Raw genomic sequence first — 24,413 nt, 5'->3', positions numbered from 1 at the left:
TGTTGAGGATTTTTTTTCATTCTGCCTTGCAAATTTTCGTTAATTTTCCCACCTTAGTGGGGTGCTAGGCTGGAACGATATAATAAATGGAATCTATTTGCTTCCATTTGGTTTTGGTTTCTTAGCAGGATTCTAAAAGAAGTTTCCCCATAGCCATTATCCATACATTCCGTTGCTCAAAAAACGTTTCTTGTTATGATTGATACTATTATTATCATTGCCTTTATCGTAGCAGGAGCTGGCATCGGCTTTTACAGCGTCGATTTGCTCCCGGAAAGCACGCGCGCGCAGATAACCAACCCCGAGGGATTGGGTTGGGTAACCGGCGGTTTTGGTGCTTTGGTCTTTGGTGTCGTTGGGTTGCGGGTCCAGATGGCTTACCGCCGTTTGGAAGATCGGTTTCGCGAGATGCCAGTGGAAATGCTGATTACCCGAGCCATTGGTTTGGTGGTGGGATTGCTGGTAGCTAATTTAATGCTAGCACCTTTATTTTTGCTACCCATTCCCGAAGAGTTTAGTTTTATCAAACCTTTGGTGGCGGTGGTAGGTAGCATTATGTTCGCGGTGTTGGGCATTGCGATCGCGGATACACACGGTCGTTCCTTTTTGCGGCTCATCAACCCCAATTCGGCCGAAATGATGATGGTGGTGGAAGGGACGCTCAAACCGGCTGCTACCAAAGTTTTGGATACCAGCTGCATCATTGACGGTCGCATCGAACCGCTGTTGGAAGCTGGTTTTATTGAAGGGCAAATTTTGGTGCCCCAGTGCGTTTTGCAAGAGTTGCAATTAATTGCCGATTCCCCCAATCCACAAAAACGCAGCCGCGGTCGCCGGGGATTGGAAATTCTCAACCGCATGCAGGAAAACTATCCCAATCGCATTTTGATTCACTCAGCGAACTACGAGGATTTGACCACCGTCGATGCCAAGTTGGTGCGTTTGGCCCAGGAAATCAATGCTACCCTACTGACCAACGATTACAACCTGTCCCAGGTGGCGGGGGTGCAAAAGGTGCCCGTTCTCAATATTAACGATATTGCCCACGCGGTGCGTCCTTTGTATTTACCGGGCGATCGCATCGAACTGAAAATTCTTAAAGAAGGCAGGGAACCGGAACAGGGAGTGGGCTACCTAGAAGATGGCACCATGGTGGTGGTGGAAGAAGGCAGCCCCTACATTGGAGATGAGTTGCAGGTGGTAGTGACCAGTTCCTTGCAAACCTCTGCCGGGCGGATGATTTTTGCCAAACCTGTCAGTGCGGAGGAAGTTACGGTTTAAGCCATTGACCACTTCTCAGACAGCCATCCCCAGCACCACCAAAGGGGATGGCCAACTTTTCCTAGGGGATTACTCGGAATTGGATTTTTGACCCCCTAGTTTGGTTTTGGCAGCCATGCGGCTTTTCTTACGGTCGGTTTCGGAGAGGTCTTGACCGGATTGCAGGCGGGTGGCATTTTCCTGCAAGACCGTAGCACCGTTGTTATCGCCCATTTGCAAGGCGGTTTTGGCAGCTGACTGCAGCATGGTGGCTGCCCCCGCGCGATCGCCCTGTTGCAATTTTTGTTCGGCGATTTGGGTTTGCCGGTATTTTGCCAAAGCCGACACATGTTGGACCACTTCGTCGTTGGGGGCAGGTTGGAAGCTTTTGAGAACGTTGGCCTCTACCGACGTTGAGTCGGAAAAAATCCCCGTTTCCCCCGAACCCGGATCGTCGTATCGAACCTGCAAGCTAGCGATGGGCTGTTTTCCTTCGGGTAGCTGGCTGATGTACAAATTGGCGACAATGACCCGGGGATCGTCTTTCATTAAATCCCCCAAACGGACTTCGTAGCAGCTATCTTTCATTTCGCCAGTGAGTTCGATGGTTTCTGGGGCCACTTGGGCAACGGGTTTCATTTCTGCCAGGCGGGTTGGCGGCATCAAACCAATCAGCAAATAGGCGTTGGTCAGGCTGACCGATTGTACTCGGCGGAACAAGCGAGCAAATTCTTCGACGGCCGTTTCAGGGGTCTCGATGTAAACTAGGCTACCGCCACCGCTGTCGGCAATTTTTTCCAATACGTCTTGGTTCCAGTGGCTGCCAAAGCCCAGACTGTTGATGGTGGCGTTGTTGCTGGTGGCAAATTCTGCCAGGTTCAGGCAGCGGTTGTTATTGCCATGTTCGTTTTCGCCGTCGGTAAGGAGGAAAATTTGGGAAATGTAGTTGCCGCTGGCTTGGAAGAGGGTATCTAGCCCCACTTTCATGCCTTCGTCAATGGAAGTGCCGCCGGTAGCTTGTAGGTCTTGGATTTGGTTTTTAATCCCGTCGCGATCGCTGAGTTCTTGGTTGGGTAGGATAACGCTGGCTTTGTGGTTGAAAGCCACCACCGACAAGCGATCGCCTTCCGCAAGACTATCGATGATTTGTTCGGCAGCCTGCTTCACCCGCGAGATGGGACGTCCGTCCATCGAACCGCTATGGTCTAAAATTAAAGTTAAATTTAACGGGGCTGTGCGATCGTTTTCATCGGGCACCGCACTGACCGAAACCGATAGCTGCCGCTGGTTGCCACTAGTATTGGCATCTAGATTAGCATCGCTAAGAGCAGGTTGTAAGTTAATTTTCATAAACGAGCTCCCCAATTGGATAAGTGCACATTCCAACTCTAGTTTCCCCAATATCCCATTGCCCAGCTACCCCTCATTTCCTGTTAAGTTAAAAGAAAGGCTATCATAAATCAAAGAAGCAGTGAAGCTTATGGAATCACCAATTCGGGCAGTACAAGCTCCTTACTACGAAGGGGGCGGGGACATGCGAACGCCCCCGCCAGACTTGGAATCGCTCATTCTCAAAGAAAGAATTGTCTACCTGGGAATGCCTTTGGTCCCCCAGGTAACAGAACTGATCATCGCTGAGTTGCTGTACCTGCAGTACGAAGACCCGGAAAAACCCATCAAGATTTATATCAATTCCACGGGAACTTCCAGCTATAGCGGCGACCCCGTCGGCTGGGAAACAGAAGCGTTTGCTATTTGCGATACCATTCGCTACATTAAGCCTCCCGTACAAACCATCTGTCTAGGAACAGCGATGGGAACCGCGGCCATGCTGTTGAGTGCTGGGACCAAGGGGTCTCGGGCTAGCCTTCCCCATGCCACCATTGTCTTGCAACAGCCGAAAAGCTACACGCAAGGACAAGCCACGGATATCCAAATTCGTGCCCAAGAAGTAATCGCCAACAAAACCACCATGGTGGATATTTTGTCCCAAAATACGGGGCAAAGCCGGGAACAGCTTAACAAAGATATGGACCGTTTGTTCTACATGACACCCTACCAAGCCATGGAGTACGGCTTGATCGATCGGGTCCTAGAAAGCAACCAAAGCGTTCCCAAAGAATTGCAAGATCAAAAGTCGGAAAGTTCTTCGCAAAGCTAACCGACCATTTAAACCATCACTGATAGGAGTCTGGTTCTATGCCAATTGGTGTACCAAAAGTTCCCTACCGCATGCCGGGGGGACAATACACGCAGTGGATTAGCATTTACGATCGCCTGGCCCGCGAACGAATTATTTTTATCGGTCGGGATATTGATGATGAACTGGCTAACCAAGTGATTGCCATTATGCTTTACCTGGATTCGGAAGACCCGGGTAAAGATATTATGCTCTATATCAATTCCCCCGGCGGTATCATTACATCTGGCATGGCGATTTACGATACCATGCAGCACATCAAATCCGACGTGGTGACCATCTGCGTGGGCTTGGCGGCTTCCATGGGGTCGTTTTTGCTGGGGGCAGGTACCAAAGGCAAACGCCTGGCGTTGCCCCACTCCCGGATTATGATTCACCAACCCTCTGGCGGTACCCGCGGACAGGCTACGGATATCGATATCGAAGCCAAGGAAATTCTGCGCATCCGCAAGCAGCTCAATGAAATTTACGCCGATTTTACCGGCCAGCCGGTGGAGAAAATTGAAAAGGATATGGACCGGGATTTCTTCATGTCGGCAGAACAATCCAAAGAATACGGTTTGATCGACCGCGTGATTGAAGAACGTCCCTAAAGTTGGGAGTTTGATGGAATTGCCGCTGTCAGCGACCGATAGGTTTGGTTTCAGGGTGGCTATTTGACCGAAATCCGGCGATCGCGCTCGTTGCTGGCAGCTGCAGCTGTAAGCGATTGCCGGATTTTTCTTTGTTTGTCAACCACTGACTGCAGCATGGATGTCAAGGAGTGCTATCGCGTTTTAAATCTGCCGGAAACAGCCGATCTTGAGGATGTAAAAGCATCCTACCGCCGTCTGGCCCGGCAATACCATCCCGATCTCAATCCTGATGATTCCGAGGCCCATCAAAAGTTTATTGCCATTCACCAGGCATACAAACGGCTTTTGGAAATCGTCCCGGCAGCCAAATCGTCACCCCCATCCCCTTCCTCTTCTCAAAAGAGCCAATCCCCCACTTCTCCACCCCCTGGTAAGGTGAAAGTTGAAGTCAAACACCGGCGGCAGGGAGAAAAAGTCCCAAGATCGGGAAAATCGCAGAAAATTCAATTTGAAGATGCCCCAGAACTATCTCCCCTGGAAAAACAGCTCAAGCAACAATCCTACGAACAGTTACAGGGATTGCTAAAACGAGGGCGATTTCCTAGAGCGATCGCATTGGCAGAGGGATTGGCCCAACGGTTGCCCCAAGACAAGGAAGTCCGCCAGTGGCAAGCAATTGTCTACCAGCGTTGGGGGCACCAACTCTTACAAAAAGGACATTTAGAAAAAGCCAGAATTTATCTCAAAAAAGCCCTACGCACCGACCCCCACAACCGTACTTTATGGTTACAAGTGGAAAAGGACTTCCGCGAGATAGAAAAAATGTTTTGACACCATTCTCTTAAAAGTTTGCCATCCCGAATCGGGGTGTTTTTTGTAGGATCGCAACCCGTTACACCCCGACGAGGGCAATTAGAAAACTCCAGAAAATCATTGTTTTTTAGAAATGATAGAACCAGGAACTAAAAATTAAAGGGAAATTTGCGTAACGGCAATCTGACCGGAAAAGCAAACATCCACATCGGTTCCCTGGGTGCGATCGCGATTTTGATAGTTCCCCATATAAGCATACCAATCCCCTTCCACGCGATACTGGCTGGGCAAAGGTTCCTTACTCAAAGGGCAAATCACCATCTCTGGGTCCGGATCGCCAGCAGCCAAACAGGGCAAATTAACATTCCAAAACGTTCCTGCTGGTGTGGGTTTGGCCATTAACCTCGGCAGCAACCAACGCAGCCAGCGACTGGCTCTTTCCCAATCCAGGGGCAAATCCCGACGGCGGTATTGGGAAATGGCAATGCCCCGAATGCCGTGAAAAGCCGCTTCCCGAACTGCAGCAATGGTACCGGAAATGTAAATATCCGCGCCCATATTGCCACCGGCGTTGATCCCAGAAAGCACCCAGCTGGGTTGGGGGCAAAAATACTGCAACGCCAAACGAACGCAATCGGCAGGCATCCCATCAACAGCGTAGGCTTGCGGCGATCGCTTTTCCACATGAATAGGTTGGGTTGTGGTAACCTGATGGGCGCATCCCGATAAAGCCGACTTGGGAGCAACAACGACCGCTGGCGATTGCAAAGCCGTCGCCACTTCCTGTAACGTTTGTATTCCCGGTGCATCGATACCATCATCGTTGGAAAGAAGCCAAGTCATAGAACCTTTTGTATGGTTTGCCAATCCAAATTTCCTATTTTAAACGCTTGCTGTTCTTCGTGGATTTTCCAACATCGCCAAATTCCTGAGAATTCCCATGATCGAACCATTATTGTTATTTTGGCACCGACGCGATTTGCGCCTGAACGACAACGTAGGTCTGTTCCATGCCAGCCAACGCAGCTCCCGGGTGGTAGGCATTTTCTGTCTCGATCCCCATTTGCTCGATGGCAAACAGGCAGCTCCCGTACGCATTGCTTACATGCTAGGTTGCCTGCGGGAGTTGCAGGAACGCTACGCTGCGGCAGGCAGTCAGCTCCTGATTGTACGTGGAGAACCCAGCCAAAGGATTCCCCAGCTAGCCACAGCTCTATCGGCAACGGCAGTTTTCTGGAACTTAGATGTGGAACCTTACGCGCGCGATCGCGACGAACGGGTCACGGTACAATTACAGCAGCAGGGTGTGGACGTTTCTACGTTTTGGGACCATCTCCTGCACGCTCCCCAAGAGATTCTGACCGGCACGAAAGGACCTTATACGGTTTATACCCCTTTTTGGAAAAATTGGTGCCGCCATGCCAAAGCCAAACCACATTCGCAACCGGAAACCTTGCAGGGATTGTCACCAGAAGAGATGGAAACAGCCCAAACAGCCGGTGTCATTCCTCTTCCCAGCAATCGGGATTTGGGGGTGAGCGTGGAAGAGCCGCTGATTGTGGAACCAGGGGAAAAAGCAGCTCGGGAACAGTTGGATGATTTCTGCGATCGCGCTATTTTCAACTACCAAGAACAACGCAACTTCCCCAGCATCAACGGCACTTCCCGTTTGAGTGCGGCTTTGAAATTTGGTGCCATTGGCATTCGCAGGGTTTGGCAAGCTACAGAAACGGTGAGCGAACTATGTCGCGGCGACGAAGACAGTACCAGCGTGCAAACTTGGCAAAAAGAACTGGCGTGGCGGGAGTTTTACCAGCATGTGCTATATCATTTCCCCGAACTGGCCGATGGTCCTTACCGTGCCCCCTGGCACAATTTTCCCTGGCGAGAAGATACCGAACATTTCCAAGCTTGGTGTGAAGGAAAAACGGGTTATCCCATTGTAGATGCTGCCATGCGCGAGTTAAATGCTACGGGATGGATGCACAACCGCTGTCGCATGATTGTAGCTAGCTTTTTGACCAAAGATTTGCGCCTGAACTGGCAGTGGGGAGAACAATATTTTATGCAAAAACTCATTGATGGGGATTTGGCGTCGAACAACGGTGGCTGGCAGTGGAGCAGTTCCAGCGGTATGGACCCCAAACCGTTGCGGATTTTCAATCCCAATACCCAAGCACAAAAGTTTGACCCGGAAGGAGAATACATTCGCTCCTGGTTGCCGGAATTGCGATCGCTCGATACGGAACAGTTGGTGACTGGTAAAATTCCTCCCTTAGAGTTACAAGCTTGTGGCTATCCAGCTCCTATTGTGAATCACCAAGAACAGCAGCGAATTTTCAAAAATATCTACCAGCAGCTGAAGGAAACCACAAGGATCTAGGTATGCTATCTTTATAGAGATACTCTCTGTTAAAAAAACAGTTCCTTTCTTCTACAAATCTAAAAACTACCCCTACCAAATCCCCCCGATGATCTTTTGCAAATTTTTAAGGAAACGATCTCGGTGGTGAGGTAGGGCAATTTTTCGGATCTTCGTTGGGGGGATTTCGTACAAAAAAAACAAATGCCCACTGGCGGTAGCGGGCATTTGTTTGGGATTTTTAGATTTGCAGTGCGATCGCTCAAACGCGATAAACACGTCGGACTTTTTCTAGAGAAACGAACCACAAACGCTCTGGTTGCCAAATATCTGCGTTGAAATAGGAGTGACGACCACGTTGGTAGGCTCGCCATAGGCGTTCCCTAATCTGACTGTCTTTGGGAGCGAAATACAGCAATCCCAACAACAGCAGAACATTAGCGATTTTAAATTCCGTTCCGAGCAAAAAGGCTTGAACTTCTGCTTCTCCTACTGCATCGATGTCGTATCCAGTCAAAACATGGATTCCATCGTGAAGCTGCTTGCGGCGCGGACCTTCGGGGAAGGGCGTAAGTTGGTGTCGGTCGATATGGTCGGCCCAAGCGCGGCCAAACGTGCCTTCGGGCAACTCACGTAGGTAGTGAATATCGGCAATAGGAGGCACGTGACGCCCTACACGTTCGGTAAGATGGTCGAGATTGTGTAAGAATTTATCGGCTCGACGTTGGCGGGGAGAACAATTCGCAAACATGGCAGGTTCCGTTTTGAATAAGATGTTTCAACAGGGAGGAGCGGGTACCTTTTTGGCCGTTGCATAGGGCTTTATGTTCGCTTGAAGGAACTACATTGCCGATTGCAGCTTCCATTACTTCTATTCTAGTCCCCGCTATCCAACGAACAATCGCTAAAATCCGCTAAATTTTGTCGGTTGTTTCGTTGAATTGTGTAATGTCCGATCCTAGGTGGGTCGGCTTGCTTAATAAATTTTAACATATTGTCGAAGCTCCCAACTGCTCTGCGATCGCTTGGTAGGTACCAGGCAGCTAAATCGATAGTATGATTGGTTTTATTGGCCGAGATAGCTTCCAGTTTTCCCCTGAAGGTTTTATGTTAGGGAAAACCAGTTACTAACGAGGCAAAAAATACGACCGTGTTTGGGTTGTTTTTGTTCCCCCAAAGCTGCAACTGGTTTTCTTAATTTCTCGATAAAATATATATTTTCTACCAGGTTAAGAAGGGTAAAATCAAAAAATTAGCAGGGAAGCCATGGAAGACTATGAGTTTTGCTTGTGGTGTTTTTCTCTACACTAAGCATGGTTTATAATTTTAAGAAGAATGGATATATATTTATGTGGAAACGGACAATTATACGTAGGCTTGCGATCGCATTGTTGGGCATTTTCAGTATTTTTGGCGTTCCCCTGTTGTTTCACTTGTCGGCTTTGCCGGCAGCTGCCAACGCCCAGTTGGATGCGGTCTTGGTTTTGGGAGGTAGCATTCGTCGGGAAGTTTATGTTGCCCAACTAGCTAGGGATTGGCAAACATCCAATCGTACTATACCCATTCTCATTTCAGGAGGTTCCGACCCACCTTGCACTGTAAAAGTTTTTCATTTATTTGATGCTCCCAAGGAGAATGTATGGCTGGAAAAATGTGCCACATCTACATTCGATAATTTTTATTTTTCCGTTCCTATTATTAAACAATGGCAAGCGCGGAAAATTAAACTTATAACCTCCGAGACGCATTTGCCTCGCGCTGCTTGGTTGGCTAAGGTTTTATTTGCTGCCCAAGGAATCTGGGTGGAAGTGGATTTAGCAAAAGAAATTGGAATTCCCGCCAATCAGGAAAGTACCCTCAAAACCATTTTGGATGTGACCCGTAGCCTGCTGTGGGCTGTGGTTAGCCAGCTTTATACACCAAAATGCGATCGCTTGCAAGCTCTGAGTACAGTCAATATGGAACGCTGGCAGGAACGAGGATTTGATTGCGAACCTCAGTCGGATTTGCCTTGGTAGGTGGTCGATCCTTATCTTGATTTTTATATTGTTTAAAAATATAGTTAGCCGCTTTTGGATAAAAAATACTTATATTATGACCACCAGTCAATACTAACCGTAAATTCACGTACGTGTTTTGAAGGGGATCGCAAAAAGCAAAAGCAGGTAGAAGCTTTATATGACTCTTGGTTGGGCGATCTGGCCATTTGTGCGATGGTTACTGGCTGTTGCAAATTATCCGCTAAATGGCGGAGAAAAAATTTACAAAAATTAAGCAGTCATACGGATGGCAGTACCAAGGGAAAAATTCTACTCTATTGCTATATGAAACAGAAAAAAATGTGCATCTACGTTAAGTTTCGCAATTTTTGAGTAGTTTGACCAGCTTCCAAATTTTTTTATGTTGTATTTATCCCAGCCATAAATTTTTTAAAGGGGCAGTAGAGCTAGGAAAAATAGCAACTTAGGGTTGAGTACATGGTATTGAACGGATCGGTTTCCTGGCCTATCTATTTTTCGCAAATCCAAAACCAGGGACTGTCAGCTTGACAAGCGGAAGCAAGGGCTGTTTAAATGCAAGGAGGGACGATAGGGCGTATTGCCATCTTGTAATACTATTTCTGAAAAATAATGATTCTTTGGGATGTTCCGATTTTCCTTGTAGGGGTGCAACCCGTTGTGCCCCTACAAAAATGCCCCTATTGTTTCTTGCAAACTATTAAGGAAATGGTATAAGTGAGCAACCAACCCTCTGGGATCGCATCTACCAATACTTAGATTTCAATCGATATCATCTCATTTTCCATAGCTACAATTGAGGAAAAGCAAAGCTATGAAATTCCTTCGATCCCAACCAACTTACAATAGTCGTATTTTGCAGCAACTCCCTCCTGAAATAACTGCCAGTTTCACTAGCGAACAGCTGCAAGCCATCAAACAAGCGTTTGGCAATGACCAATGGCAGCAACATCCCGTCGATATTCGTACCACCATTTCTCTAGTCGGGCTGAAATTCTACTTAGTAATTTTAGCAGGCAGGGAAAAGCGATCGCGCGATCGCTTGCGCCAGGAACGGGAATGGCATCCTGTGTGGAAACCAGGTAACATTGCCGTTTTATTCGGATTTTGCTCAGTTCCCATTGTCATCATGTGGGTGATTTTGGCACTTTTGAAATCTCCCATCCGTGCGGTGAGCCACCCCCACCCCACCAGCATTCCTTGGCTGACTACCCAAGAAGAATGCGAAAAAACCGGTCGCACTTGGAGCCAGTTAGAGAGCAAATGCTGGGATAGCGAACACCATCCTTGGTTTTGAAGCATCATTATATTTTTCAGTAAAGAATTAGGAAGATGACAAATATGGAAGCACCAAGCAAACGCAACCTTACCCACAACCAGCAACGAACGGAAAACGACCCCTTTTACCAACGCTTTTTTGCCCGCATTCCCATTCAAACCGCCGTTACCTTTACCCCCGAACAGTTGGAAGCCCTCAAGCAAGCTTATCGCGCTAGAGCATCCCGGGAACATCCTGTGGATTTGCGTTTGACAGTACCTTTTTTTCCTCGGGGATTCTATTTTGTGCTGCTTGCCGGCAAAGAAAAGCGCCACCAACCAAGGCGGCTACAGGAAAAAAAACAGCATCCTCTCACCAAAACTGGCAACATTCTATTTCTTACTATCTTGCTTTTGGTGTTAGCAGTTTTATCCGTGGGCGGTGCGTATTTGTTAGAACAACCAGGAACCAAGCTTCCTTCCGAAACGCCACCAACTTCTACCCAAGAAAAATAGTGAGTTATCGAAGCCGGTCTGGAAATGCGGTGATTTCATTTACCCTGGTAGGGAAGCTTTGCTAAGTTTCTCTACAAAAACGCCCAGCTTGTCTATTGGAAAATTTTCAGGAAATGGTCGAAGTCAGGGAAAAGGTGACTCTTTCCCCTCGAAGTGAAAGGAAGGGAAAATGTCAAGATTCTTTGCCCCGTTCGCTGCGGTAGCGGATGTATTCCCCTGCCGCAGCAATAAAACCAGATGCCAAAATAAGAATAACACTCAAAGCATTCACATCGGGTTTGACTCCCGTACGGATGCGGCTAAAGATTTCCATAGGTAAGGTAGTGGCACCCGTACCGGCAGTAAAACTAGCAATTAAGAAATCATCCAAACTCAGAACAAAAGCCAACAGGCAGCCGGAAATAATGCCAGGCGTAAGTTGGGGCAGCAAGACTTTGATAAAAGCCTGTATGGGAGTAGCACCCAAATCCATGGCAGCTTCTTCCAAGTTGGGGTCTAAATCTCCCAGACGGGTCGAAACCACAATGGCAATATAGGCGAGGCAAAAGACCACGTGAGCGCCAATGATGGTCCACAGGCTCAAGGGAATACCAATGGCCGCCAAAAAGACCAATGTGGCCACCGCGATCGCGATATCGGGGACAATGAGAGGGAGATAGGAAATGCCCAGATAGAGATTTTTTCCCAAAAACTTATAGCGCGCCAGACCCACCGCCATGAGCGTACCTAAAACAGCAGAAACCACCACCGACACCAACGCCACCACCAAACTGTTGCCCAAAGCACCAATAATGCGCGAATCCTGACTTAACTCGACGTACCACTTGAGGGTAAAACCTTGCCATCCCGCACTGTAAGCCGAATCGTTAAAGCTATAAAACGTCAATACACCAATGGGTAGGTACATGAGAAAGAACATCAATCCCATGTAGAAAAATTGTGCGGATAGACGGAATTTAGGCTTGGAATCCGATACAGCCACTTCTTCTTCCTCCTCCACTGACGGGGAACGTACTGTGGGTTCCGTGGTCATAACTGAAAGATCCTAATTTAAGATTTCTGCGGTCTGGAATCGCCATAGCGAAGCAATAACGCGATCGCAATGCTAACAAGCAAAATCAATACCATGCTCAACGCCGATCCAAAACCCCAATTTTGGGTAGGACCGAGAAACTGATTGTAAATCAAACGAGCAATGGTCATACTGGAAGCGCCACCCAACAGTTCCGGGTCCACAAAATCTCCCAAAGCCGTAATAAACACCAACAGCGACCCGGCAGCAATGCCTTTAAACGACATGGGTACGGTAATTTTCCAGAAGGTTTGAAAAGGGGTCGCCCCCAAATCCGCCGAAGCTTCCAAAACCCGGTGGTCCAGCTTTTCTAGCGTAGCGTATAAAATCAGCACCATATAAGGCAAATAGCTATAGCTCATGCCAATAATCACCGCCATAGGTTGGTTGAGCAGCCGCAAAGCAGGCAATCCCAAACCAGTTAACAGCGTATCGAGAACCCCCGTCTGTCCTTCCAAAATCGTTACCCAGGCATAGGAACGCAACAAAGAAGAAGTCCATAGGGGCAACACAAAGCCTAGCAGCAATAGGTTTTGCCACTGTTTGGGAGAATTCAAAGCAATGTTGTAGGCCACGGGAAATCCTAGAAACAGGCAAATTAGCATGGTACCTGTGGCAAACATTAGAGATTGCCCCATGACCTTGAGGTTCACGCTATTGAAAACCCGCAGGTAATTGTCAAACCCAGAAGGATTGACCAAATCCCCCGGACGAATGTCTGGAACCAAACTCAGTTCCAAAATCACCAGGGTAGGAAACACCAACAGCAAGAGCAGCCACAATCCCGGGGGACCTAGTAAAACCAAGGGTCCCAACCATTTTACCTGCCAACGATGCCGCGCTTTGGTGGGGGGAGTGGGTTCTGGATCGGATTTGCGGTCAGCTGGTTTGCTCGAAACAGCCAAGGTAGTACCTCCGAAGCAATGCAATCAAAGGGGAGCGTTGGTTAGCCACTACTCAATCGCGTCCAATATTTATCGTACAGTTCCAAAATGTCAGGCGGCAGGGGGCTAATGGTTTCCGTGCGCGCCAAAGCTGATTCTGGGGGAAACAGGGCATTATTTTGTTGGATTTCTGGGGGAAGCAGTTTGTAGGCTTCCTTGTTGGGGGTGGCAAAGCTCAACCGCTTCACAATTTCGGCGGTGATTTCCGGCTGCAGCATGAAGTCAATCCACTGGTAGGCAGCCTCGGGATTGGGAGCAAATTTGGGAATGACCAAGGTATCCGTCCACAAGGAAGAACCGCTGGCGGGAAGTACGTAGTCGAGGGTGGGGTCTTCCTTCATGACTTCGTTGGCATCGGAAGAGTAGCACATCGCCAGGGACAAACTGCCCCGCAAGACCCGCGGACGCCAGCTATCCGAGTCAAAAGAAGCGATCGCAGGTTTTAATTCCAGCAATTTTTCGTAAGCTTGTTCGATCGCTTCTGGGTCGGTGGAATTGTAAGAATATCCCAACATGCGCAGGGTAGCCCCCATGACCTCCCGCACATCGTTGACCAGGGTAAATTGCCGTTCTAGCTCCTCCTTGTACTGCCAAACATAACTCCAATCCTGGGGGGCCGGTTGTACTTTGGATTTATTGTAAACAAAACCGCTGGTCCCCCAACTGATGGGCACGCTGTGGCGGTTGCCTGGGTCGTAACTGGGGTCTTGAAAGCGGGGAAATAAATTGTCCAAATCCGGCAGGCGAGCGCGGTCCAACTCCTGGAGCAAATCCAGGTTAATCATTTTCTCCACCATGTAATCCGATGGATAAATGATGCTGTAGCCACCACCGCCAGAGGCTTGAATCCTTGCCAGCATGGACTCATTGTCGGAGAAGACATCCACCACCACCTCAACCCCAGTGCGTGCGGTAAACTCCTCCAACAGGGCATCGTCCGTGTAGCCTGCCCAGGTGTAAATATACAGTTTGTCGCTATCTCGGCTTTGATTGGGTCGCACTTGAGCCAATCGCCAACCGCAACTGGATAGGGCCAAACCCGATAAAGCGGCGGCCGAAGTTTTCAAAAATTGACGCCGATTGGGGCGTTTGCGCAATGGAAGGTAGGAATTGTCAGGCACGGCTTGCTCTTGGCTTCGGTTGCAAAAATTCGCAGATCGTCGAATATGGCCTATAGCGATCGCTACAGGAAAAGAAGAACGCAAGGGACAATGGATATGGCTTCCAGCATTCCCGTTGGCAAAGAAAGAGCGAAATTGGCTCGCCCATGAGATTCTCAAAATCCATCCATCCCAGACCAGTGCTTGGATGTTATGCTGGCAGAGCAATACAGTCGGTGGCTGCCCAATACACGTAAATAGGGGTATCTTCCCCTGGCAGTTCCCCGACCGTGTTGGGTTGCCACACGGTAATATCGTCGCCAGAGTTCAACCTCACCACATAGTATACGTGGGTTCCCATATACATAACGTTGCGCAGGCGACCCTCAAAACAATTTGCCTCCACATGCGGTGGGTACAGGCTCAATTGCACTTTTTCCGGTCGTACGCTGACAACCACTTCCAGCTGTTTGTATCCGGCGTTCCAGGGTTGTTCTGACTGCACCAGCAACGGCACTCCCGAATCGGTGAGCACTTCCAAGCTGGTGCGATCGATGTGTTGGGTCCGTCCCTGCAATAGATTGGTTTCGCCGATAAAATCAGCCACAAAAGAGGTTTGCGGGTATTCGTAAATTTCGCTGGGGGACCCCACTTGCTCGATTTTCCCTTCCCGCATGACCCCAATGCGGTCCGAGAGGCTGAGGGCTTCTTCTTGGTCGTGGGTGACCATAATGAAGGTAACACCCAACTCCCGGTGCAAGTTGGACAGTTCCATCTGCATTTCTTTGCGTAGCTTCATATCTAGAGCTCCCAGAGGTTCGTCCAACAAAAGCACCGCCGGACGGTTCACCAGCGCCCTCGCCAAAGCAACCCGTTGCTGCTGCCCTCCCGAAAGCTGGGCGGGATAGCGATTGGCAAAGGATTGCATTTTTACCAAGTCCAAAACCTGCTGCACCCTTGATTCAATTTCGTTCTTGCCGTGGCCTTTGATACGCATGCCGAAGGCCACGTTCTCTCGCACGGTCATGTGGTTGAATAGTGCGTAACTCTGAAATACGGTATTGACGGGACGGCGATAGGGCGGTATGTGATTGACTGCTTGTCCGCGAATCAGTACTTCTCCAGCAGAAGGGGTTTCAAAACCGGCAACGAGACGCAGGATGGTGGTTTTGCCGCATCCCGACGGTCCCAAAATACTAAAAAATTCCCCTTGCTGGACGCTCAGTTCGACGGCACGAACGGCGGTTTCTCCGTTAAAGACTTTGAAGACTTTGCGTAATTCCACATCGAGCAGGCTTTCGCTTAGATGGGAAGCTTGATTTTGGGTGGCAGTTTGGTGCATAGTGTCTATCCCCAATGCAGTGCCCCTCTGATGAGATGAGGCGATGGTTGGTTTGCAGCAATGGCAACTGTCAAGACTGTAGAAAGGAAACGAATGTCCTGAAAGTCTTTTGATGCCAATGTACTTTATTAGTTTATAGTTTGCCCACTCTATCCGTCACCATCAAAGATAGGTTCCCATCTCTGCTGCTTGCCGATCGCGTCGGTCAAATTTGTTTTTCCCCATCGTTTGCCTGGGGCGACAAAGCTCAGTTTCTTGCCATGGCGGTTTTTTTGGCTTTTCTGGAAAAAGTGAAGTTTTATCAAAAAAAGGGTGTATTCTCTGTTACAATAAGCCCTCGTAACGACAGAGAACTTCCGTTCCCTTGCGAACGCACAGCAGAATTCTCTGGGAAAAGACGACATCGGTTTTTTAGATATTGCTGTTTGGCAATGTTGGCAGCCAGCTTGGTGGGAGAAGCTGGCCTTTTTATTTGGGGGTGATTTGGTCGTACCAGCTTCGGAGAACCTGCTATGGTAGTAGCCAGCAACTTGCAACCGCATGACGTTCGGTAGCAACGGTTTATGAACTCCGATTCCCAGCGATCGCCTCTATCCCCACAAGAAACCATAGAAAATAACGGCATGACCGATCGCGATCGCATACCCAGTGTACCAACCGACGCCACCCATCAGGCACCTCGCTGCGGTGGATGGTTCCCCCGATCCTGGCAAAATGTATGGCAGCGCAGCCAACTCGTTGCGATCGCAGGGGCTTTGCTGCTCATGTTGGTGGGATTTACCGCAGCGCCACAACTGGGCATCTGGTTGGCTTGGTTGGGGGTCTTTAAACAGCACTCGCCTATTCTACGGTTCCCCAGAACATGCTACTCCCCGCACTCGCACAGATGCTCCCAACTACCAAAGCGGGAACTGCACGGGGGCAGTGGTGGAAAATGCTGATTTAACAGGCGTCCAGAATTTATCGGCAGCTCAACGGTATTATTGCTGCGCTTTCGGCGGTGAAAAAACTAGGAAAACCATTCCCGGCGGCTGTCAGGATATTCCTAATTTGTTGGGTCGCTAGCTATTTCGGTAAAAGGTTTTCTTGACAAAATTCCTTTTTGTTGGTATTCTATCGGTATATTGAAAATTTAATAACTCGTTGGTGCAAAGGAAAAATTTTTTCTGTTCTGCACCGTAGGGGAAACATATTTTTTTGAGGACGTTTCGCTCAAACATCTAATCTGGGCAAAAATAATAAAAATATTTTCGCGCAGGCTAGATGTTTGGGTTGGAGTGTCCTATTAAACTCCCCCTTTTTTACGGCGAGGAAACTCACCCTATGTCATCTTTTATGATATCCCAAATACGTGCTTTTGGCGCGTATATTTACATTTATTTACAAAATAAAAATCGCCTCTATACCACAAAATCGCTATTGTCAATATCATCAATATCTTCCAGGGTGGGCAACTCTGCCAAAACCTGGCCACTGCCAGTAAAGTAAATCACAGGGAAATCACCCTCCAACCCCAAAACCAGCTGGTCGCGGGTTAACCCTTCCGTTAGCTGCAACAGGTCTTCACCATCGGTAAAATCTGCTAGAACGGCGCGACCGCCAAAAGGTTGCAAAGCAAAGAAATCCTCTCCCGGGCCGCCAGTCAGGGTATCGGCAGTACCCGTATTGCCTGCCAAAACATCATCTCCTTCGCCACCAGCAATGGAATCGTTGCCAGCCCCGCCGTAAAGGGTATCGTTGCCCCCTTCGCCGCCTAGCGTATCTTCCCCTTGGTTGCCAAAGAGCAAATCATTTTCGCTGCCGCCCAACAAGCGATCGCTGCCGCCTTCTCCCACCAGAACTCCCACGCCGGCATTGCCCAGCAAAGTATCCATTCCTTCACCACCATAGAGGGTATCGTCGCCGTCGCCACCATCTAACAAGTCGTTGCCGTCATTCCCCCACAACGTATCGTTCCCGATGCCCCCTTCCACAGCATCGTTGCCGCGATCGCCTTGCAACCAGTCGTTTTCGCCACTACCGCGCAAAACATCTCGGTCTTGACCGCCGTAAAGGGTATCGCTGCCGGCGTCTCCCTCCAAAACATCATTGCCGCCATTACCAAACAGCAAGTCTTCATCAGCACCACCGCTGGCCGTATCGTTCCCCAAATCCCCCATCAAAACGTTGCTGCCGGCACTATCAACCAACACATCGTCGTCGCGACCCGCCAGCAGGGTATCGTTGCCATCGCCACCGTCAAGGAAGTCATCGCCATCGTTGCCGAATAACTGGTCGTTGTCTTCCTCGCCGTTGAGTTCGTCGTTGCCGCTACCACCAATTAGCACATCGTTGCCTTCGTTGCTATTGATGCGATCGCTTTCGGAAGTTCCCTGTAAAGTATCCTTGTTGGCACTGCCTGTAATAAAATTATCGATGGTACTAGCATCGGGGCGATTGGCAATATCATCGTCGCTAATGGATATGGTAGCGCTGCTGGGGGTTCCCACCGCATAGTTGGCACCGGGTTGCAATTCTATAGAAATGGTTTCGCTGGCTTCGGCTTCTTGGTCATCAACGGGGGTAATGGCAAGGGTGGCGCTGGTGGCACCGTTGGGGAGGGAGACACTGCCAGACCCTTCAAATCTCACCGGAACCAAATTCACTTCTCCGGCGGGGTTGTCTTCATCTACAGGAACCGTGGCTTCGATGGTGTCGCCGGTAATTTCGTCGGCGTTTTTTAGCGTATAATCCCTGCCCAAAACAGCACTACCGGAGATATCAAAGCTGACGGTGACGGCAGGAGAAGTTTCGGGGGCACGGGAAATAACGAACAAACCGGTATTGCCCTGGGAAGAAGGAAATAAAGTACCTCCTTCGGTCAAATCGCCACTGGCGGTAATGCTGAAGACGGAACCGTTGTTTCTGGAGACGCGATCGCTGGGCATAGGACTTTAGGATAATAGCTGGATGCTAAAAGCGGGGTCTACAGACATAGTTTGCCCAGTTTCGGCGGCGCGACGCGCAGCATCAGCCACTTTTAAACTGTACACGCTGGTGGCGGCATCAATATAGAGGGGCGTTCCCTGGATCAGGCGGTCGAGGACCATTTGGGTATCTTTGGCAAACAATCCCCGACGGCTACCGATTTCCAGGGGTTGGGGTTCGTTTCCTCGTACCAGAAAAGCGCGATCGCGGTCTACAATCAGCGTACCGCCTTCACCGTCGAGTTGGATTTGGCGTTCTGCCCGGGCAAATCGATCGCCCTTGCCGTAGGTAATGTGGGCGATCGCACCGCTGTCAAATTTAAGGGTAGCGCTAACCAAGCAGGCTGTATATACATCTTGCGAAGCTTGGGAAAGGGGCCAGTATTTTTCTTCGCAAGCGACAGTAGCAACAGGACCCAGAAAATAAACCAAACGATTGATGCGGGAAAGGGCACCAATCAGGGGAAAACCAAATAGCTGGCGGTTGTAGCTCCATTTGTTGGGGGTGGGAGTGCCCGGGTTGATGGTGCTGTAGCGCACATAAAAGACATCAGCGATCGCATCCCAATATTGCTGGGTAATCTGATGCCAGCCCCCCAGTAGTTCGATGTGTTCTATGTGGAGCAATTTTTGTTTTTGCCTGGCCAATTGCAAAATCTCTTCCGCCGTAGCCACATCCAGGGCAAGGGGATATTCCACCACCACATGTTTGTCGTTGGTCAGGGCAGCTTTGGCAATGGGACCATGTGCCTGGCTGGCGTTGGAAATCACCACCAAATCAATATCCGAGCGTTCTACCAGTTCCTGCCACGACCCCACTGGGGTGGTGGCGTAGGTTTGACTGAAGCTGACCGTGTTCTCCCAGGTGTGCCCGCTGACAGCGACCAACTGCGATCGCCCATCCTCTTGCAAAGCTTCGGCCCTCACTTTAGCGGCATATCCAGTTCCCACCAGGCCCACCCGAACCGGGGGTGAAATGGACCATTGGATGTCATTGGTCATGAGAAACCTCCCAGGAGCAAACCTACCAGCCCCCACCTCCGGCAACAAAGCTGGGAGCGCCTGCTTGCCCTCGGGGGTGGCTGCCAATATTTGAAAGAACCATCAAAAATAGGAGCATTGAATTGATTATTTTACCACGATTGGGGACGTTTATTACTAATAATAGGTGGATTTCTACTTATGTTTGCGATCGACAACGATTAAGAATAAATATTTCTAGGTTCGGTTGACAGAGAGTCCACCGAACCACCACCAGCCATTTCTCAGGGATGGTGCCAAAAAAATCCTTCTAGAAAACTCTGCCAGGAAAAACCCACCGCATGCCCGCCAGCAAGGGATAGATCGTGGGCGATCGCCGGTTGGTAGCATTGGTTGCTTCCGTGGGATTGAACGATCCATCTATAAGTAATTAGGATGAAAATAACAGAAAATATTATAAAAACCATTGAGGAAATTTCGATCCAGAGGATTGCAAATTGCAAATTTTCCCCTAGTATCAAAATAGAGAGGACAAAAGAACCGCCTGCTTAAGAAGTAGCAGGTCTAAGTTAGCTTTCTGTCTGGATAGACAACCGTTGTCAGACGACTGTTGTAACCAATTACGTTAGAGGAACAAAACTATGGCAACCTATCAAGTTACCCTGGTTAACGAAGATGAAGGTCTCAACACCACTATCGAGGTAGACGAAGACGAATACATCCTTGATGCGGCTGAAGAGCAAGGTCTCGATCTACCTTACTCCTGCCGTGCCGGTGCTTGCTCCACCTGTGCTGGCAAGCTCCTAGAAGGAGAAATCGATCAGTCCGACCAATCCTTCCTAGACGACGACCAAATCGAGGCTGGCTTTGTTTTGACTTGCGTTGCCTATCCTCGTTCTAACTGCAAAATCGAAACCCACCAAGAAGAAGCTCTCTACTAATCTGGTGTTGCCAGCTCCCCATGGGGTGCGATCGCTGTTGTAGCACCTCTGACTGAAGCAACGGGGTTTCCACAACCCCGCCTTCAGTAAATCCGAATAGCTGTTTTCCTAGAAAAAAATACTTTCTCACCAGGAAAACCTGCTAGGGCACAACCACGATCTATCTGCTGAGGGCATGGCGGTTCCAATCTCTTAAACTCTATTGTAGGTAACAGTTTACGAGAAGAGATCGATCGAATACGGTGCAAGTGGGACTTCGGCAAGCAGACCGAAATTAAAAAAAAGTTGCACCTCTTCTCGTTTCTTCCTGACTTGGGGATTGGAAAACCGCCATTTCTATTATGCAGACTAGCAAAGTCCAGCCATCAAGACCGAAACAAATAGCAGCTGCACTTTTTCTTATTTCTTGGGAGCAAGCACTGTTATTTGATGGCGTTGCTGGGATTATGTCTGCTGGATCGGCAAGTAGATCGTAATTTCCGTTCCCCGTTTCGGTATGGAAGAACAAAGAAGTTGCCCCTGGTGTTGTTGAGTAATAATTTGATGGCTAATTGACATCCCCAATCCCGTACCTTTCCCCACAGTTTTGGTGGTAAAAAAGGGATCGAAAATACGGTGGCGGATTTCTTCGGGAATGCCAATCCCGTTATCGACAAAACCAATGGTAACGTATTGGCTATCTGTTACCCGCGTATAGATCCGAATCATAGGGAAATCTTCCCAAGTAGCCTGAGCATCGGCGAAAGCTGGTCGGGAAAATTTTTCCTCCAAGGCATCGATGGCATTATTGAGAATATTAGCAAATACTTGGTTGAGCTGACCGGCATAACAGCGAATGAATGGCAGCATACCGTAGTCTTTAACCACATCAATGGGAAGCCCCGTACGATTTTTTTGCAACCGACTTTGGAAAACCGCCAACGTGCTATCAATACTTTCGTGAAGGTCAATATCTTTAATTTCCGATTCGTCAAGACGGGAAAACACCCGTAAAGAACGTACAATGTTGCGAATGCGTTCGGTACCAGCTTGCATAGAAGATAGCACTTTGGGCAAGTCGTCGCGCAAATACGGAAGATCGATCTCCTCCACAAACGCTTCAATTTCTGCATTGCCATCGGGATAGGTCTGGCAATATAGCTCCACAAGTGCCAGCAAATCCTGGGTGTATTGCTGAGTATGAATAACATTCCCGTGAATAAAATTGATGGGATTGTTAATTTCATGGGCAACCCCAGCCACCAGTTGCCCCAAACCAGATAATTTTTCGGCTTGGATGAGTTGCATTTGCGTGTTTTGCAACTCTTGGAGGGTTTCAGCAAGTTGAACGTTTTTAGCTTCAAGTTGCTGGGTTCTCTCCACAACCTTGGTTTCCAGGGTTTGATTGTATTCTTGGAGTTGGGCTTGGGAACGAGCCAAAGACTCGCTCATGCTATTGAAGGTTGCCGCTAGTTTGCCAATCTCATCGTGGGTTTCGATATCAATGCGTGTTTGAAAGTTCCCCCCCATCATGGAAGCCGTCATCTCAGTTAAACGTTCGATGGGATGGGCAATACGCCGTCGTAAAACCAAAGCCATGCTGCCACCAAATAGAAAAGCGACTATACTGGCTAGCAAAATTTGCCACTGAGCTGCAAACAAAGCATTGCTACCGGATTGTAGTTCTTGCGTTAGTGTAGTTTGCTGGATCGTCACAATTTTATCCAAAAGTGCCAGCATTTTCTCAGCTTGAGGTTCGGCTTCCGTGCGGAGAAGAAACAAATCCCGGCGATGTTTTTCACTTTCTACAATTGCAAATATGGTATCTTCTAAATCCCGCAATTGATTCCAGTTCTGGGTGAGCTTTTTAAATTGTTTTTGTTGGCTAGGATTGAAAAGCGACTGCTGGTTTTGCAGACGTTGCCAAATTTCTTGATTTTCTTTGATATGGGTTATATAATCCGAACGAAAAAAGGGATGGCGAGTAACGATATATCCTCGCATGGAAGAAACAGAAATCAAAAAAGCACTGCGAAATTGAATCAAATCTTGTAAAAGCTTGGCTTGTTTGGAAGTAGATAGATTTTTATTTTCTTGAAGGGCAATGAGTTGGCTGGTATCCCTAGTAATTCTGGAAATCAGGGGCGTTCCCTGTTGCTGGAGTACTCGGAACGCCGGTTGGTTGTTGGTGGTATTGTCATATAGAGCAAATAGTTGTTCCGGTAATTTCGACCAAGTTTTGTAGGTATCGGCAAGTTCCTGTAAGTTTTGTTTTTCTGAAGATGCGGGAGATTGAGACAACAGGGTTTGCAGTTCAGCAATGTCCCTTTCAAAGTTGTGACGGGCATCTTGATAGCGATCGCGGAAAGAAGATTTACCCGTAGCGAGATAGCCGCGTAAGTTAGAAAGCATGCGCAAGAGATTTTTTTGAGCTGTAGAAGAAGCGATCGCGGCGGGGGCGTAAGATTCCTGAGTTTGTTTAATGGTTTTGTTCGCTTGTATGCTAGCCAAGTAGCTGCGACCCACCACCAAAAAAGTCACCACCACCAACAAGCCAAACCCCAAACTGAGCTTATCGCGAATGCTTAGATGGTTGGCGCGTTCCATCCAATGGAAAAACGTCGGAAAATATTTTCGCAGATAAAAAGGAAGAAGTTTTTTATTTTCTCGAACAGACATATAGTGTTTTCATTGAAATGGTGAGTACTTCTAGCGATTGGGCAAATACCTTTCGACCAGCTCAAGAGAAACCGTTTGCCTACACGCGATATACGCGATCGCAACCTGAAGGCATTTATTTGGTTGAAAATGGCTATCCTGGCTATTTCACAGTTCTATCCTTTGAATTATATCCAATTGTGACACGTTAAGTCTTTATACTTTTGCAAAGGCAAAACGAGCGAAACTGAGTTCATTAATTCGATGCCATTGCAAAATTTGTTTTCTATAGGAACGCCACTGCTCGTATACTTGCTTAAAAGTCGCATTACCCCGGGCGATATCTGCATAAAGATCCCATGCCTCCTGACGAGCTGCTTGAAGAATCTCTGGCGAATATTCTTTCAGTTGAACATTCCCCAGAAGCAAACGATATAAAGCTTCACCATTAGCTGCCTCGTATCGAGCCAACATATCCATATTTGCAACCATCGCTGCCGCTTTCAGGATTTCTTGATACTCCCCAGGCAATTTATTCCAGGCAGCGCGAGACACCTGCAACTCGTACGTAGTTCCCGGTTCCCACCATCCCGGATAGTAATAATAAGAAGCAATTTTATACAATCCCAAACGCTCGTCCTCGTGAGGCCCTACCCATTCCGCCGCATCAATCTTTCCCGATGCCAGCGCCGGAAACACCTCATCGCCAGCCAAAGTGAGCGTTTCTACCCCCAAACGAGCCATCACTTGACCCCCCAACCCAGGAATTCGCATTTTTAGACCTTGCAAATCTGCTAGCGATTGAATAGGCTTTTGAAACCAACCTCCCATCTGCGCCCCTGTATTGCCGGCAGGAAAGGTAATAACGCCAAAATCCGCATACAGCCGTTGCATGAGTTCCAATCCCCCACCCCCATACAACCAGGCATTTTGCTGTTGGGCATTGAAACCAAAAGGGACAGAAGTACCAAAAGCCAAGGCTGGATTGCGATCGGTATAATAATAGCTGGCAGTATGCCCGCATTCCACCGTACCGGAACGAACCCCATGCAAAACCTCCAAACCAGGAACCACTTCTCCGGCAGCATAAGGCGTAATGGCAAACCGACCGTTGGTCATCATGCCCACCAACTGACAAATTTTCCCTGCCGTGCCAAAAGCAATTTCCAGGGATTTCGGCCAGCTGGTTGCCATTCGCCAGCGAATATAGGGAGAGGCAGAGGCAGAAATAGCTGGCATGCCCTCCTTGGCTGAAATAGAAGGATTTTGAAATTGGCTATCCGTTCGGTGACAGCCAGTCAAAGCAACAATACTACCAGCGACTATACTTTGCATCAAAGTTCGACGGTGCATACAATTATTGCGCTCAAATGCAAAACTCAGTTCCCTAAACTGTGGCTTGACAAACACAAACCACAAGCTCCATTGC

Annotated in this window: 22 protein-coding genes and 1 pseudogene; 12 read left to right on the top strand and 11 right to left on the bottom strand. The window is 48.6% G+C overall.

Translation table 11 applies throughout. The features are described 5' to 3' along the window. The first annotated feature begins 195 nt into the window (after nt 1-195). A complete protein-coding gene (locus AS151_RS18345; protein ID WP_071518522.1) occupies nt 196-1,281 on the top strand; it encodes a PIN/TRAM domain-containing protein in 1,086 nt (361 codons plus the stop codon). Between the two features lie 69 nt (nt 1,282-1,350). Here AS151_RS18345 and AS151_RS18340 read toward each other — a convergent pair whose 3' ends face one another. Next, complete coding sequence (locus tag AS151_RS18340) at nt 1,351-2,610, bottom strand: VWA domain-containing protein (protein WP_071518521.1); 1,260 nt, start codon at nt 2,608-2,610, stop codon at nt 1,351-1,353. A 130-nt stretch (nt 2,611-2,740) separates the two neighbouring features. Between AS151_RS18340 and AS151_RS18335 the strand changes: the two genes are divergently transcribed. The 3 genes from AS151_RS18335 (at nt 2,741) to AS151_RS18325 (ending at nt 4,866) form a co-directional block, all read left to right on the top strand. Continuing rightward, nucleotides 2,741-3,421 (top strand): ATP-dependent Clp protease proteolytic subunit, encoded by a 681-nt coding sequence (locus AS151_RS18335; RefSeq protein WP_071518520.1) that lies wholly within the window; start codon nt 2,741-2,743, stop codon nt 3,419-3,421. A gap of 38 nt (nt 3,422-3,459) precedes the next feature. After that, nucleotides 3,460-4,053: an ATP-dependent Clp protease proteolytic subunit gene (locus AS151_RS18330; RefSeq protein ID WP_071518519.1), complete on the top strand. Its 594-nt coding sequence runs from the start codon at nt 3,460-3,462 to the stop codon at nt 4,051-4,053. Between the two features lie 135 nt (nt 4,054-4,188). After that, nucleotides 4,189-4,866 (top strand): J domain-containing protein, encoded by a 678-nt coding sequence (locus tag AS151_RS18325; protein ID WP_343327443.1) that lies wholly within the window; start codon nt 4,189-4,191, stop codon nt 4,864-4,866. A gap of 138 nt (nt 4,867-5,004) precedes the next feature. Here the strand turns inward: AS151_RS18325 and surE are convergent, their stop codons facing one another. Beyond that, entirely contained in the window at nt 5,005-5,691 is a 687-nt protein-coding gene (surE, locus tag AS151_RS18320) for a 5'/3'-nucleotidase SurE (protein ID WP_071518517.1), read from the bottom strand. A gap of 100 nt (nt 5,692-5,791) precedes the next feature. On the opposite strand from surE, the gene AS151_RS18315 reads away from it, so the two are divergent. Continuing rightward, nucleotides 5,792-7,231: an FAD-binding domain-containing protein gene (locus tag AS151_RS18315; protein ID WP_139240765.1), complete on the top strand. Its 1,440-nt coding sequence runs from the start codon at nt 5,792-5,794 to the stop codon at nt 7,229-7,231. 241 nt (nt 7,232-7,472) lie between these two features. Here the strand turns inward: AS151_RS18315 and AS151_RS18305 are convergent, their stop codons facing one another. After that, nucleotides 7,473-7,961, bottom strand: coding sequence for a hypothetical protein (locus tag AS151_RS18305; protein ID WP_071518514.1), 489 nt, complete (start codon nt 7,959-7,961; stop codon nt 7,473-7,475). A gap of 598 nt (nt 7,962-8,559) precedes the next feature. On the opposite strand from AS151_RS18305, the gene AS151_RS18300 reads away from it, so the two are divergent. From AS151_RS18300 to AS151_RS18285, 3 genes are all read left to right on the top strand, one after another. Beyond that, on the top strand, nt 8,560-9,228 hold the full coding sequence (locus AS151_RS18300) for a YdcF family protein (RefSeq protein WP_071518513.1): 669 nt from the start codon (nt 8,560-8,562) through the stop codon (nt 9,226-9,228). Nucleotides 9,229-10,042: 814 nt separating this feature from the next. Then, the gene (locus tag AS151_RS18290) at nt 10,043-10,525 is read left to right on the top strand and encodes a hypothetical protein (RefSeq protein WP_071518511.1); all 483 of its coding nucleotides are present in this window, start codon (nt 10,043-10,045) and stop codon (nt 10,523-10,525) included. A gap of 44 nt (nt 10,526-10,569) precedes the next feature. Next, on the top strand, nt 10,570-11,001 hold the full coding sequence (locus AS151_RS18285) for a hypothetical protein (RefSeq protein WP_071518510.1): 432 nt from the start codon (nt 10,570-10,572) through the stop codon (nt 10,999-11,001). Nucleotides 11,002-11,173: 172 nt separating this feature from the next. Here AS151_RS18285 and AS151_RS18280 read toward each other — a convergent pair whose 3' ends face one another. The 4 genes from AS151_RS18280 to AS151_RS18265 all read right to left on the bottom strand — a co-directional run bounded on the left by AS151_RS18280 (nt 11,174) and on the right by AS151_RS18265 (nt 15,459). Next, nucleotides 11,174-12,034 (bottom strand): ABC transporter permease, encoded by an 861-nt coding sequence (locus tag AS151_RS18280; RefSeq protein WP_071518509.1) that lies wholly within the window; start codon nt 12,032-12,034, stop codon nt 11,174-11,176. A gap of 17 nt (nt 12,035-12,051) precedes the next feature. Further along, a complete protein-coding gene (locus AS151_RS18275; protein WP_343327444.1) occupies nt 12,052-12,888 on the bottom strand; it encodes an ABC transporter permease in 837 nt (278 codons plus the stop codon). 131 nt (nt 12,889-13,019) lie between these two features. Beyond that, complete coding sequence (locus tag AS151_RS18270) at nt 13,020-14,138, bottom strand: extracellular solute-binding protein (protein WP_071518528.1); 1,119 nt, start codon at nt 14,136-14,138, stop codon at nt 13,020-13,022. 190 nt (nt 14,139-14,328) lie between these two features. Further along, nucleotides 14,329-15,459: an ABC transporter ATP-binding protein gene (locus AS151_RS18265; protein ID WP_071518508.1), complete on the bottom strand. Its 1,131-nt coding sequence runs from the start codon at nt 15,457-15,459 to the stop codon at nt 14,329-14,331. Between the two features lie 563 nt (nt 15,460-16,022). Between AS151_RS18265 and AS151_RS22295 the strand changes: the two genes are divergently transcribed. Together AS151_RS22295 and AS151_RS22910 are read left to right on the top strand one after the other, a co-directional pair. Beyond that, nucleotides 16,023-16,400 (top strand): hypothetical protein, encoded by a 378-nt coding sequence (locus AS151_RS22295; RefSeq protein ID WP_170861448.1) that lies wholly within the window; start codon nt 16,023-16,025, stop codon nt 16,398-16,400. Further along, nucleotides 16,285-16,524 (top strand): annotated as a pseudogene (locus tag AS151_RS22910) (pentapeptide repeat-containing protein); the annotation flags it as partial. The gene AS151_RS22295 and the pseudogene AS151_RS22910, both read left to right, overlap by 116 nt. 335 nt (nt 16,525-16,859) lie before the next feature. On the opposite strand, the gene AS151_RS18250 reads toward AS151_RS22910, so the two are convergent. Both AS151_RS18250 and AS151_RS18245 read right to left on the bottom strand, forming a co-directional pair. Continuing rightward, nucleotides 16,860-18,386, bottom strand: a complete 1,527-nt coding sequence (locus AS151_RS18250) for a calcium-binding protein (protein WP_071518505.1) — start codon at nt 18,384-18,386, stop codon at nt 16,860-16,862. Between the two features lie 6 nt (nt 18,387-18,392). Then, nucleotides 18,393-19,427, bottom strand: coding sequence for a Gfo/Idh/MocA family oxidoreductase (locus AS151_RS18245; RefSeq protein WP_071518504.1), 1,035 nt, complete (start codon nt 19,425-19,427; stop codon nt 18,393-18,395). 620 nt (nt 19,428-20,047) lie between these two features. On the opposite strand from AS151_RS18245, the gene AS151_RS18235 reads away from it, so the two are divergent. After that, on the top strand, nt 20,048-20,347 hold the full coding sequence (locus tag AS151_RS18235; protein WP_071518502.1) for a ferredoxin: 300 nt from the start codon (nt 20,048-20,050) through the stop codon (nt 20,345-20,347). Nucleotides 20,348-20,791: 444 nt separating this feature from the next. Here AS151_RS18235 and AS151_RS18230 read toward each other — a convergent pair whose 3' ends face one another. After that, a complete protein-coding gene (locus tag AS151_RS18230) occupies nt 20,792-23,005 on the bottom strand; it encodes an ATP-binding protein (protein ID WP_071518501.1) in 2,214 nt (737 codons plus the stop codon). Between the two features lie 17 nt (nt 23,006-23,022). Between AS151_RS18230 and AS151_RS22290 the strand changes: the two genes are divergently transcribed. Further along, the gene (locus AS151_RS22290; RefSeq protein WP_211517644.1) at nt 23,023-23,196 is read left to right on the top strand and encodes a hypothetical protein; all 174 of its coding nucleotides are present in this window, start codon (nt 23,023-23,025) and stop codon (nt 23,194-23,196) included. Between the two features lie 4 nt (nt 23,197-23,200). On the opposite strand, the gene dctP is transcribed toward AS151_RS22290, so the two are convergent. After that, nucleotides 23,201-24,337 carry a TRAP transporter substrate-binding protein DctP gene (gene dctP / locus AS151_RS18225; protein ID WP_071518500.1) on the bottom strand — a complete coding sequence of 379 codons (1,137 nt, stop codon included), beginning with the start codon at nt 24,335-24,337 and terminating at the stop codon, nt 23,201-23,203. Nucleotides 24,338-24,413: the final 76 nt, after the last annotated feature.

This window comes from Geitlerinema sp. PCC 9228, from assembly GCF_001870905.1.
Classification (GTDB): domain Bacteria; phylum Cyanobacteriota; class Cyanobacteriia; order Cyanobacteriales; family PCC-9228; genus PCC-9228.
Note: the sequence above shows the minus strand (reverse complement) of the source record. Positions and strands in the feature narration are given on the sequence as shown.